Origin of the sequence: Nostoc sp. LPT, from assembly GCF_017115165.1 — a bacterium.
Lineage (GTDB): Bacteria > Cyanobacteriota > Cyanobacteriia > Cyanobacteriales > Nostocaceae > Nostoc.
This window is the reverse complement of sequence record NZ_JABXKF010000153.1, coordinates 1-13,245: the sequence shown is the minus strand read 5'-3', so window position 1 is coordinate 13,245 and position 13,245 is coordinate 1. Positions and strand designations below refer to the sequence as shown.

General features: G+C 45.1%; 6 protein-coding genes and 1 pseudogene. 3 read left to right on the top strand and 4 right to left on the bottom strand.

Features of this window, described 5'->3' with window-relative positions:
- On the top strand, positions 1-212 hold a 212-nt coding region (locus HWQ58_RS29595), incomplete at its 5' end, for a hypothetical protein (protein ID WP_292871025.1).
- A 5-nt stretch (positions 213-217) separates the two neighbouring features.
- Here HWQ58_RS29595 and HWQ58_RS29590 read toward each other — a convergent pair.
- Positions 218-3,031, bottom strand: a complete 2,814-nt coding sequence (locus HWQ58_RS29590; protein ID WP_292871023.1) for a pitrilysin family protein — start codon at positions 3,029-3,031, stop codon at positions 218-220.
- A 363-nt stretch (positions 3,032-3,394) separates the two neighbouring features.
- Between HWQ58_RS29590 and HWQ58_RS29585 the strand changes: the two genes are divergently transcribed.
- Positions 3,395-3,862: a hypothetical protein gene (locus tag HWQ58_RS29585; RefSeq protein WP_292871021.1), complete on the top strand. Its 468-nt coding sequence runs from the start codon at positions 3,395-3,397 to the stop codon at positions 3,860-3,862.
- A gap of 262 nt (positions 3,863-4,124) precedes the next feature.
- Here HWQ58_RS29585 and HWQ58_RS29580 read toward each other — a convergent pair whose 3' ends face one another.
- Entirely contained in the window at positions 4,125-4,598 is a 474-nt protein-coding gene (locus tag HWQ58_RS29580) for a Uma2 family endonuclease (protein ID WP_292871019.1), read from the bottom strand.
- A 160-nt stretch (positions 4,599-4,758) separates the two neighbouring features.
- Here HWQ58_RS29580 and HWQ58_RS29575 point away from each other — a divergent pair, with 160 nt between their 5' ends.
- Positions 4,759-9,693, top strand: coding sequence for a YlcI/YnfO family protein (locus HWQ58_RS29575; protein ID WP_292871017.1), 4,935 nt, complete (start codon positions 4,759-4,761; stop codon positions 9,691-9,693).
- Positions 9,694-9,721: 28 nt separating this feature from the next.
- Here the strand turns inward: HWQ58_RS29575 and HWQ58_RS29570 are convergent.
- Both HWQ58_RS29570 and HWQ58_RS29565 read right to left on the bottom strand, forming a co-directional pair.
- Positions 9,722-11,815 (bottom strand): annotated as a pseudogene (locus HWQ58_RS29570) (prolyl oligopeptidase family serine peptidase).
- A 363-nt stretch (positions 11,816-12,178) separates the two neighbouring features.
- A complete protein-coding gene (locus HWQ58_RS29565; protein ID WP_292871015.1) occupies positions 12,179-13,012 on the bottom strand; it encodes an NAD(P)-dependent oxidoreductase in 834 nt (277 codons plus the stop codon).
- Between the last annotated feature and the right edge of the window lie 233 nt (positions 13,013-13,245).

Genomic DNA, 13,245 nt, shown 5'->3' with positions numbered 1-13,245 from the left:
CCCGTTGGGGCGGGTGTGGGGGTGTGGGGTGTAGGGGTGTAGGGGAAGAACTAGCTCCAACCACCCGCATCGTCAAAAGCCCAGCTATAGTTGGGCAACCGTGTTGTCCTTTGGTCTCAATCCAAAGGACTTTACCTTACACCCTTAAACCCTTACACCCTTACACCCTTACACCCCTAATGAACAATCACATAGGATTACTGTATATCTAATGTAATTAGTTGCCTTTGATTACAGCATCTCCAGGGCCGGCGGTGACAATCACCAGATTTTCTGGCTTAATTAAATCTTCAATTGCTTGTTGCATATCAGTCATAGTAACTGCTTGAATCCGCTGGGGAAACTCTCGGATTTCTGACCGTGAAAGCCCTAAAACAGCATTATCCAAAATAATATCTGATACATTACTAGGATTAGCTAAATCCACAGGGTAGCTATTGGTAATTGAGCGTTTTGCTGCGTTGAATTCAGCCTCAGTTACTCCTTGCTCGCGCAACTGTTTGAGTAAAGCGAGAGTACTGGCGATCGCTTTTTGAGCATCAAGAGGAGCAGTTTGCATTTGAATCAAGAAGGGCCCCGGATTGATTCCGGCGGCAAAACCACTGTATATACCATAAGTTAGACCTTGGCGATCGCGCACTTCCGTACCCAGGCGGCTGGCTAAGGTATCACCACCCAAAATTTGATTTAGCACTAGTGCCGCATAATAACGTGGATCTTTTCGAGAGATGCCACTGTAGCCAATGTATGTCACAGCCTCAGCTTTACCGGGAATTACTTTGCTTAGTTGTGTCAAAGTTTGCGGAAATGGTACGGTTTGGATTTTGAGAACAGGTGGCTTACCTGTGGCTTGCCATTTACCAAACACCTCATTTAGCAAAGTTTTTACCTTAACTGAATCGAAGTCTCCAACTATTGCGATTGTCGTGGTATCTGGTCGGTAGTGTGTCTGGTAGAAACCAAGCAAATCATCACGAGTAATAGTCTTTAAACTCTCGGCTGTGGGAAAGCTGTGGAACGGATGATTTTCAGGGTAAATTGCCTGCTGAAATACTTGTCGTCCCAGTCCTCTAGGGTCATCTAGCTGGACTTTCAGGCTTGTCAGTGCCCTTTGGCGACTCAGTTCTAACTGATCGGCTGGGAAAGTGGCGTTTTCTAACACATCTGCTAGAGTTTGAATCAATATTGGTAGATTTGCTGAAAGTCCCTCACCACTAACGTTAGTTCCCTCGCGGCTAGCACTGAAGCTCAAACCGGCTCCCAGGTCTTCTAAAGTTTTTGCTAAAGTCAGAGCATTTTTAGTCTGCGTCCCATTCATTAAGTTATTTGCAGTTAGATTCGCTAATCCAGCTTTTTGATTGCCGTCAAATTCAGTACCAGCGTCAATTTGTCCACTCAGGTTAATGGTGGGAAGGTTGCGATCGCTCAACAGCAGAACCTTCAAACCATTCTTTAAGGTAAACTCTTCTGGTAGTGATTGTTTATTAGAATTTGTCTCTGATGTAGCAGGTGGCAAATATTTTGCTAGTTCCGCTGGATCTACAGGCTTACCAGGGCTGAAATTTTCCACTGTGCGTCCCGAGCCAGCGTTAGAACTCCCTGGTTTACCATCTGGTTGAGTCGGCTCAAAGAAGCCGATAGTTTGTTGAGCCGGATTGAGGTAAGTTTTCGCTGCTTTCTGAACTTGAGCAGGGGTGACTTTAGCGATCGCAGCCAGATACTTTTCAATAAAATGATAATCCCCTGCGATCGTTTGGTTATATCCCAGTTGATTAGCCTGACTAGTGATATCTTGGTTTCCCAAAATATACGAGGCTTGTAGTTGCGTTTTCGCTCGGTTCAATTCTTCTGAAGTGACAGGCTGCTGTTGCAATTTTGTTAAAGATTCCTGGAGTACCTGGGCGATTTTACCCAACTCTTGACCGGGAGCCGCTGTAGCATTAATTTCATACCAACCCGGTTCGATCAGTTCAGCAGCACCGCCACTCACTGAACTAGCCAGTCCAGATTCCACCAAAGCCTGATAAAGCCTAGAGCTACGCCCACCTGTGAGAATAGCATCCATCAAATCAATTGCCGGAACATCAGGATGTTTGATATCTGGCAGAGGATACACTGCTTGCAATAATGCTGCACTTCCAGCTTGCTTGAGGAGAATCGGCGCTTTTTTCGCAACAGGGGTAGATGGGGAAGTGTCAGCAACAGAAGAAGATGCCGAGGAATTATCAATTGCTCTGCTGGCATTATGGAGCGGCGTATTCTTTTTTGCTCGTTGCGATAACTTACCAAAAGTTTCTTGGACAACTTTGAGTGCAGGTTTTGTGGCAAAATCTCCGGTAATCACCAACGTGGCATTTTCTGGGCTGTAGTAGGTTTGGTAATAATTCCGTACCTGCTCCAGCGTGAATTTTTCTACATCGGCTTTTGTGCCTCCCACCGATAAACCATAGGCTCGATTGGGGAAAGCAGCTCGCATCACTGCCTTACTCAGGCGATAACCTGGTGAATTTTCGTACCCCTGTAACTCGGAGATCACTACCCGCTTTTCACTTGTGAGTTGTTCAGTCCCAATTAAGGAGTTTTCCATGCGATCGGCTTCTAGTGTCAGCAGTGCTTCTAATTTGTCTCGCTGCACTGTGCCAAAGTAAGCTGTTTCGTCATAACTAGTAAAAGCATTGAACTGGCTACCCAAAGCACTAAACAACCGTCCAAACTGTACTGGACGGTCATTTGTGCCTTTGAACATCAAATGTTCTAGCTGGTGAGAAATACCATTCTCTCCCTTAACCTCGTTGCGCGAACCAACTTTATACCAAACTTGCACACTCACCACTGGAGCGGTATGGACTTCTTTGGTTAGTACCGTTAAACCGTTGTCTAATACCGTTTTTTGCACTCCTTGAGTGAATGAGACAGAGACAGGTGTGACTGCTGTTGGTGTTGCAGCATTCGTAAAATTGCCTGACAAAGGCACGATAGTTAAAAGAAGACTGAGGAAAAATCCTAGAAGCATGTATGATCGCCGTTTCATAAGCAATATAAAATTTCCAATTTTAAAATAAAACCCCAAAGGGTATTTCAAAATCTAAATCTAACTCAAGTTGCTAGTACAGTGTGGCGGAATGTTTGCCTACCTTTAACAAGTCGCTCAAGCAATTTGTTTGGTTAATTGAGATGGTAGCTGGATTTACGTCATTAAATATACTGAGATTAATCAGGTTTGCAGATAAAATTTTTACGTCATTTTAGAAATTATTGTAAGTATATTAACAACTTTTACAATGTGTTCCATTTGACACGATTTTCGGAATATTTTTTTTAAAATTGGTTTGATGCCTGTTGTCATCCCATTAGAACAGGTATCTCCGTCAAATTAGCAACAACTTTTTGAGATATGCAAACAACAAACTTAATTGGATCGTTTACATTAGGTATGCTGTTAACAGCAATACCTGTATTATCAGCTCAAGCCTCAGAAGCAGTACCAAACTTATACCAATTTCAAGGTAAGAATGTCAGCATTACTTACTCAACGACAAGCTTTATTGGCAAGCCCCTTTTTACCTATAAAGATAAGCAACAGACATTAAACTTTCAAGGTACCGATCAGATCCGTAGTGTAGAAACAGAAATTGGTACACTAGTAACTGTAACTATCCGTAAGACAGTAGATACTGGCAATACCGTATTTACTTTGATCTTACCCCGTGTAAACCTTGGAAAAAGCAACTCAGCGCCAGTTGAAACTAAGGGAATCACAACAACAAACCTCTTTTCTGTAATTCCTAAATTCAACCAGGGGCAAAGACAAACCTATACGACAATCCATTTAACTGGTACAGCACAAGCTGTTGCATTTTAACTATATAAGAAGGATAAAGATATTAAACTTTTGCTTAGATGGAGCAAAACATTAAGGGTGAAAGTAGATAATTGTTTACCTTCACCCTTTGCCAAGATTAATATCGTGTCATTTATGAAATAGATAATATAAATCAAGTAACAATTATTTTAATTCAGCATCGAAGTAGAATTTATGAATAATTTTAAGAGATATTTTCAAAATAGGTAATTTAGGCGATGCCTACGGCGGTAAACTACGCTCTCTCACCTCTTCTCTACAATTATCGTTTAATTTGTTTAATAAACTTAGGAACTAACAAAGATTGTCCTAATTCCCCTTGCTGATTATAGAACTTCATTTGACCTTGTTCATTACATAACCATACTTCAATAGCTTGAGCTTCTAAATATAAATTTCTTTTAAATTCCATTTCTTCCAAAGTGTTACCAGTTGATTTGACTTCTACACAAATTTCTGGTGCAATAGATGCTGATACTTCATCTTCAATTTGAGAAAATCGTTCTTCTGAACACCAGACAACATCAGCAACTTTCACACCGTCTGATGTGTTGATAGCGCATGGCATTACTTCTCCTGTAATCAAGAAAGATTCCAGTAAAGGCTGGATTCTTCCTTGATAAAAAGAATGTTTAATTTTGACTGGACTCATGACGATTTGACCCCATTTATTTAATTCAATTTTGAAAGGTAAATCTTGTAATTCTTTGTGTTCGCAAACTTCTTGCCATCTCATAGTTAATATTTGCCTAGAGTGATTGATTGAATTTTAACTCATCTATCAATATTAAGACTCACCCTCTAATTGCAGATAAGAGAGTGGAACCAAACTCAGTTGTACTATTCTATGGGCAGAATACAATAAATGGTATCAATATCTGGTTACACTCATTGCTATGGAACACGAAGCCTTAACAATTTGTTTTCCGCCTGACTTACTTGCAAAAGCCAGGAAACTCAAGGAAGGCAGCGAATCATTTAATGATTTAATAGTTGAGGCTTTAGAACGGGAGATGCGACACCGCCAGGGATGGGCTGCTCATTACAAGGCAAGGGCTGAAAACCTCTTTGTTGGTGGTGGCGAGATCGGTGCATTGTTGCGAGCGCACGATTGGTCGCAAACGCCGCTAGGGGCCGTCGAAACCTGGTCGGACAGCCTAAAAACGGCTGTGCAGATCCTGTTGACAGAATTAGATCAAGCCCAGCAGCTAGAATCCGATCTGCTGCCGGGGCGCACATCAACAGATACCTTGCCTCAAGCTGCCCAAGCCGATGCGTTTCGAGTCAAGCTCACCAATGCGCTACGCCCCCTGACTGATGCTAATGAGATTCAGGCGATCGCTGCCCTCATTCTGGGTGAGTCTCTAGGTGCAAGCCGCGTTATTTACATCGAAGTGTTACCGGACGGCAAGGAGGTCATCGTTCATAAAAACTACACGAACGGTGTTGCCGAACTGAGCGGGCTGTACCATCTGGAAGACTTCGGACGCAACTTGACAGATGACCATCGAGCGGGGCGAACTGCGATCATTCCTGATGTGGCAAACTACCCTAAATACACTGCTAGCGAAAAGGCAAGGTATCGATCAATCAATATTGCCGCACATATTGATGTGCCGCTGATCAAGAACGATCAATTTGTCGCGTTGCTGGGGGTGCATCAGGCAAACCCTCGTGCGTGGACGGAAGATGAGGTGAAACGAGTCGAAGAAACAGCAGAACAGACGTGGGCAGCCGTCGAGCGTGCCCGTGCTGAAGCAGCATTAGGCGAGAGCCGTAGCGAACTCGAAGGGCAACAGCGGAAGTTCGACGCGCTCGTCGCTGCAATTCCCGATTTTATTTACACCTTTGATTTAGCGGGACGGTTTACGTATGTCAACCCGGCGTTGCTCAATCTTTGGCAGAAAACTTCGGATGAAGCTTTGGGAAAGAACTTTTTTGAGCTGAATTATCCAACGGATTTAGCGACCCGACTTCAGCAACAGATTCAACAGGCGATCGCCACGCGCCAGCCACTCAAGGATGAAACGCCCTACACTAGCACAATCGGCACACGCGCCTATGAATACATTTTCGTGCCACTTTTGGGCATAAACGGCGCAGTAGAAGCAGTGGCAGGTGTGACGCGAGATATCACCGAGCGCAAGCGGGTAGAGCAAGCTTTGCACCAAAGTGAGAAGCAGGCTCGAAATATTCTAGAGAGCATCGCTGAAGCCTTCTTTGCACTGGATGAGAACTGGCAGTTTACCTATATGAATCCATGTGCCGAAACACTACTAGATCGCACTCCAGGCGATTTAGTTGGCAAGAATTTGTGGAAAGAGTATCCAGGACTGATTGACAATGAATTGGCGCAGGTCTACTGGAGCACCATGCGCGATCGTGTGGCTGCGTCAATGACCGCGTTTTACCCGGATCACGATCGCTGGTACGAAGTTCGCACCTACCCCGCCCCAAACGGCATCACCGTTTATTTCAGGAATGTGACCGAGCAAATTCAAACTGCCGCAACCCTGCGTCAATCCGAAGAACGCTACCAGACACTGTTTGAATCGATCGATGAAGGCTTCTGCATTATTGAAGTGCTATTTGACGAAAATGATACGCCGCTCGACTACCGCTTCTTAGAGATCAATCCCACCTTTGAGCAACAAACAGGACTTCGACAAGCAGTCGGCAAAACGGCGCGTCAGTTAGTTCCAGATTTAGAAGACCATTGGATTCAGATTTACGGTCAAGTTGCTCTAACGGGTGAACCTGCTCGCTTTGAAAATGGCTCTCTGGCAATGAACCGATGGTTCGATGTGTATGCCTGTCGCATGGGTGAAGCCCAAGCGCGAAAAGTTGCCATTGTCTTCAAAGATATTAGCGAACGCAAACTCTCAGAAGAACTTTCGCGGCGAACCGCCGAATTTAATGCTTTCCGCGTCTCTCTCACCGACGCGCTCCGCCCGCTTGCCGACCCAGTAGAGATTCAGGCTACGGCCAGCCGTGTGCTGGGCGAATATCTCGGCGCGAACCGTGTATTGTACTTCGAGGTTCGCGGCGCTGATTACGTCGTTGAGCGTGATTATGTTAACGGAGCCGCAGCACTCGTCGGCAACTACCCGATTGATTCCTTTGGCTCCAAGCTGCTCGCAGCCTACCGTAATGGTCGCACCGTGTCTGTGTCCGATGTGCAAGCCGATCCCAACCTGTCCCCAGATCAGCGATCGGCTTACGCCGCGATTGACATCGGTGCCTACATCGGCATACCCCTGCTCAAGAGGGGCGAATTTGTAGCGGGGCTGGCAGTTAACACATCCGGGTCGCGAGATTGGACACCAGACGAGGTGTCCTTGGCGGAGGAAGTAGCCGAGCGCACTTGGGCGGCAGTCGAACGCGCCCGCGTTGAAGCAGCCTTGCGCGAATCGGAGGAGAAATACCGCACGCTGTTCGATTCGATTGACGAAGGTTTTTGTCTGGTCGAAGTTTTATTCGATGATGTCGGAAAAGCAGTTGACTTCCGCTTTCTTAAAACCAATCCAGCGTTCTTGAGCATCACCGCGCTCGAAAACGCAATTGGCAAAACCATCCGCGAGTTGGTGCCAGATATTGAGCCACACTGGGCGGAAACTCTCGGAAAAGTCGTCAAAACAAGACAGCCCGAAAGGTGGGTCAACAGTTCCGAAGCGATGGGGTTCTGGTTCGATTTGTACGCTTTCCCGGTGGACGAGCCGGAAGACCATAAAGTCGCGATTATTTTTAGCAACATCACCCAGCGCAAACAAGCCGAACGACAAGTGGAGTTTTTGACCGAGTTAAGCCGAAGACTCGGCACGGTGACGGATGCAGTGGAAATCAACCGCATTGTCACGCGCGAAGTCGGAACGTTTTTGAACGGGCATCGCTGCTATTATCTTGATGTCACGCCGGACGGCAGCCAGGTAACGGTTCTACCCGATTGGCGGCTCGACGGATCGGATCTTGCCGGAACTTATGACCTTTCCCTTTTCGGCGCGAAGGAATGGTGGGAAACAGCGGCACGTTTACCGTTCGGGATTGACGACGTGAACGTGCATCCGTGGACAAAGGATTTCGCCGACAATTACACGCTGATCAATCTGCAATCCTACGTCATCGCACCGTTTGTCCGTGAAGGGCGTTGGGTAGCTTCGATCGGAGTCAGTTCCAACAAGCCGCGCCATTGGACGGCGGATGAGATGTTGTTGCTGGAAAACGTTGCAGCGCGTGTCGCTCCGCTGATCGAACGCGCCCGTACCGAAGCAGCCTTGCGCGACAGTGAAAACCGCTTCCGCATGGCGATCGAATCTGCCCACTTAGGCACCTGGGACTGGAATCTGATCACCAATCAATTGATTTGGGATCAGGGTTGTAAAGCCATGTTTGGCTTACCACCAGAAGCCGAGAGCAGTATTGAGGTCTTTTTTGCCGGACTGCACCCCGACGATCGCAACCGCCTAGAACAGGTGCTGCAATGGACTTTGAATCCAAAAAGCAGCGGCAAGTATGACGTAGAATATCGCACAATCGGGATTCAGGATGGGATTGAACGGTGGATTGCAGCCAGAGGACAAGCTTACTTTGATGCTGCCGACAATCCCCAACGCTTTGTCGGCACTGTACTCAATATCACTGAGCAAAAACGCATTGAGGCAGAACGAGAACAACTCCTTGCCAGTGAGCAAGCCGCAAGAGAAGCAGCCGATCACGCCAACCGAATCAAAGATGAGTTTTTGGCGGTGCTGTCCCATGAATTGCGATCGCCTCTCAACCCGATCTTGGGCTGGACGCAATTACTACAAAACGGCAAACTGAGCGAAGCTCGTAGAGCTGAAGCCTTGAAAATTATTGAGCGCAATGCCAATCTACAGACGCAACTAATCGAAGATTTGCTCGACATCTCGCGCATCATGCAGGGCAAACTCAGCTTAACAGCGGCTCCGGTCAGTTTAACTTTTGTGATTTCTGCCGCCGTGGAAACGGTGCGTTTGGCAGCAGAAGCAAAAAATATTGCGATCGCTCTCGATCTTGACTCTAAGATCGCTCCGATTTCTGGCGATCTAGCGCGCTTGCAACAAGTGATGTGGAATTTGCTTACCAATGCAGTTAAGTTTACACCCCACAGCGGACAAGTAAGCGTTGAACTGCGGCAACTCGACGGGCTAGCTCAGATTCGGGTAATCGATACTGGCAAGGGCATCAATCCCCAGTTTTTGCCCCATGTATTTGAGTATTTTCGCCAAGAAGACGGCTCAACCACACGCAAATTTGGCGGGTTGGGATTGGGGCTAGCCATCGTGCGGCAAATTGTCGAAATGCACGGGGGCACGGTGACAGCAGAAAGTCAGGGTGAGAATCAAGGCGCAACCTTCATCATCCAATTGCCCCTCATGCAGCAAGCAACATTGATCGCATCTGAGCCAATCTACACCCAGACAGAAGCAGAAGTGCCTTTGGACGGCGTTCAAATTTTGCTGGTGGATGATGAGCCAGATACCCGCGAGTTTCATGCATTTGTGCTGTTACAAAGCGGGGCAAATGTGACAGCCGTCGCTTCTGGCTTAGAAGCTTTGCAAGCTTTAGAGCAGTTCACTCCTGACGTGCTAGTGAGTGACATAGGTATGCCTGAGATGGACGGCTATATGCTGATGCAGCAGATTCGATCTCGCCCACCGAATCAAGGAGGAAACATTCGGGCGATCGCACTAACCGCTTATGCCGCAGAAATTGACCGACAAAGAGCACTTCAGGTAGGATTTCAAACTTACATTACAAAACCTGTAGAGCCAGAGAAGTTAGTGAGGGCGATAGTTAGTTTAGTCTCATAGGGTAGGCAATGCCCACCCGACAAAGTTGCTAAAATTTCACATCTAAAGCACGTACCAAAAAAGCCCATTTGTCTGCGGCTTCTTCAATAATTTTAGCCGTGGGTTTACCCGCGCCATGTCCTGCTTTAGTCTCAATTCTAATTAGCGTTGGCGCATCACCTGCGTGAGCCTCTTGTAAAGCAGCAGCAAATTTGAAACTATGAGCAGGGACAACGCGATCATCATGATCGGCTGTGGTAATTAAGGTTGCTGGGTAAGCTGTATCAAGTGTGATGTTGTGTAATGGCGAATAAGAATACAGCGCTGGAAACTCTTCTGGATTATCTGCTGAACCATATTCGGAAGTCCAAGCCCAACCGATGGTAAATTTATGAAACCGCAACATATCCATAACACCGACTGCTGGTAAAGCTGCACCAAACAAATCGGGACGTTGTGTTATGCAAGCACCCACTAATAAACCGCCGTTACTACCACCTGCGATCGCTAGTTTCTCAGTTTTAGTATACTTGTTAGCAATCAACCACTCAGCAGCGCCAATAAAGTCATCAAAGACATTCTGCTTTTTATCCTTTATTCCTGCTTGATGCCATTCTTCGCCGTATTCTCCACCACCACGGATATTAGGCATAGCATAGACACCACCCATTTCCATCCATACCAACAAACTCACAGAAAAGCCAGGTGTCATTGAAGCATTAAAACCGCCATAAGCATAGAGATAAGTAGGGTTATTTCCATCTAATTTAATGCCCTTTTTGTGCGTAATAAACATTGGTACTCTAGTACCATCTTTGCTGTGATAAAAGACTTGTTTTGTCTCGTAATCATCAGGATTAAAATCTACCTGCGGCTGGCGGAAAACCTCACTTTTTCCTGTCACCATGTTGTAGCGATAAATAGTGCCTGGTATGGTAAAGCTGGTAAAATTATAGAAAGTTTCAGTATCATAACGCTTACCACCAAAGCCTCCGGCTGAACCGAGTCCGGGTAGTTCTACCTCTCGAATAAACACACCTTTGAGGTCAAAAATTTTGATTTGGCTGTGAGCATCTTTGAGGTAGTCAGCAACGAACTGATTATTAAGTATACCGACACTTTCCAATGTTTCTGCTGATTGGGGAATAATTTATTGCCAATTTTCTGATGCGGGTTTTTTCGTGTCAATCGCAATCACTCTTCCCCTTGGTGCATTTAAATCTGTGCGAAAATAAAACACGCTATCATCATTGTCTATAAAGCTATAATCTGCCTCAAATTGGTTAATTAGTTCTACAACTTCCGCATTAGGGTTAGTTAAATCTTTGAAGAAAACCAAATTTTTAGAGTCAGTGCCTAGCCAAATTGAAATTATTAGATAGCGTCCATCTTCAGTAATGCCACCACTAAAACCTCATTCCTTTTGGTCAGGACGATGATAAATTAAAATGTCTTCTGATTGAGGTTTACCTAGTTGATGATAGTAGAGCTTTTGATAATAGTTGACATCTTCTAATTGAGTTTTTTCATTTGGTTCATCGTAGCGACTGTAGAAAAAACCTTGATGATCGTGTGTCCAAGATGCACCAGAAAATTTAATCCACTTCAGGTGGTCTTGGAGGTCTTCACCAGTTTCAATATCGCGGACTTTCCATTCTTGCCAATCAGAACCAGAGGAGGATAGACCATAAGCTAAAAGTTTACCATCCTCGCTAATCGACAATCCCGAAAGAGCAACAGTGCCATCTTCTGAGAGTTTATTGGGATCGAGTAAAACTTTGGGTTGGTCGTCTAGGGTTTTCAAGGTATAAAGGACACTTTGATTTTGCAGTCCGTCATTTTTGAAATAAAAGTAGCGTTCGGTAGAACCGTCTGGTAGAGATTCGCCTTCTTTAAAAGGAATACCGTATTTTTCATAATCCCAAAGTTTGGTTAGGCGCTGTTTAATTTTTTCCCTAGCAGGAATTTCACTCAGGTAGCCAAAAGTAACTTGATTTTGTGCCTCAATCCAAGTTCTTGTTTCTTCAGAGTCAGGATCTTCTAACCAACGGTAAGGATCTGTGACTAAAGTACCGTGGTAATTATCAGCTTGATTGCTCTTATGGCTGGTTGGGTAAGTGAGAGATTTTTTAGAAGAAGGCATAGTCTTAGGTCAAAGTGCTTCTTTACATACTACAAAGATAGACCCAAGACTTGGGGTATACACTTTAATTGTTCTCAAAGAGAAAGCCCCGGCTTCTGGCGAGGCCAATACGTGCTATTAATCTTTATAGAACAATTGTACTATTAAAAACTAGTATCAGCTTTAATCGAGGTAGAAGCGTGTAGATGTAGCGACCTGCAATGTTAATCGCTCAGACCTGCAATCATGACATTTTCAAACCAGGATTGAAATGCAACTATAATTGTGCTTCAGCCAGGATTAACTGCAACTGAGCCAGGATTATTTGCAACTATAAAGTAAAAAAAACGAAGCATTATTGCTGATTCTATAGGAAACTAAAATTTATTTGTTTTGTGGTCGCCATCTGTGACGCGGAATCCATTGGAGGACTTCTTTAGCAAGTTGTGTATTAATAAGAGCTTTGTAAGGCTCACGTTCATATTCATGTCCACCATGCCAATCTACTTCAGGAAGTAGGGACTGAGCCATTTCTGAACTAGTTCGATGTGCCGAAGAAATATCATCCGCGCATAGCAGCAAAGTGACATGACCAGGATTAGGGCAGTGTAAAGCGCACCGTGCTGCTTCTGCTGCGTCTTGAACATTGAGAAAAGCGCCGTATTCCCAAAATGGATTCCATTCAAAATCGGGATTGGCTTGCCGATTGGAAATAATAAAATTGTAAGTTTCTTCATCAAAAACACCTGGTGGTCGCAAACAAATAGTTGGGATACCTGTGCTATCGGTAAAATATCTGCACATTTCTTCACCAAGGCGCTTAGAAACCGCATAAGGGGTGGTTGGATAACAAGGATGATTGTCATCTAAAGGAAGATAATCTGGTTTTCTCTCACCTTTAAAGATTCCTAATACATCAACACTGCTGAAAAAAACAACACGTTTGAGTTTTGCCTCTGCTGCTGCTGAAAGAATATGCCAAGTTCCGAGAAGATTAACTGCCATTATTTCATCCGGCGTGTCCTCAGAGTTTCCAAGTAGCGCAGCAAGATGAACAACTGCATCGCAGCCTTGAAGGCAAACGCGAATTTCATTTGGATTTAGAATATTATGACCACTTGCAATGTCAAAGCCAATCACTTCATATCCGTCGGCACACAAAACTTTTTCAACAACTGAACCAATCATTCCTTTGTTGCCCGTAACTAATATCTTCATAGTCCTCACCTGCATATGATTTCGCTCACGATCTGCTCAAAGTGGCAGCCCCGCAGCCAACATTTGCTCCTGTAACTCACGCGCACGCACCGAGTCAAGTTAGCCACGAAACAACAATTTAACAGTTACCAGTTACCAGTTATCAGTTACCAGTTATCAGTTAAATCAATTGGGTTTAATACCAATTCTCTAAAAGCTGGCTACAGATAAAGCTACCAAAATATATTGCCTTC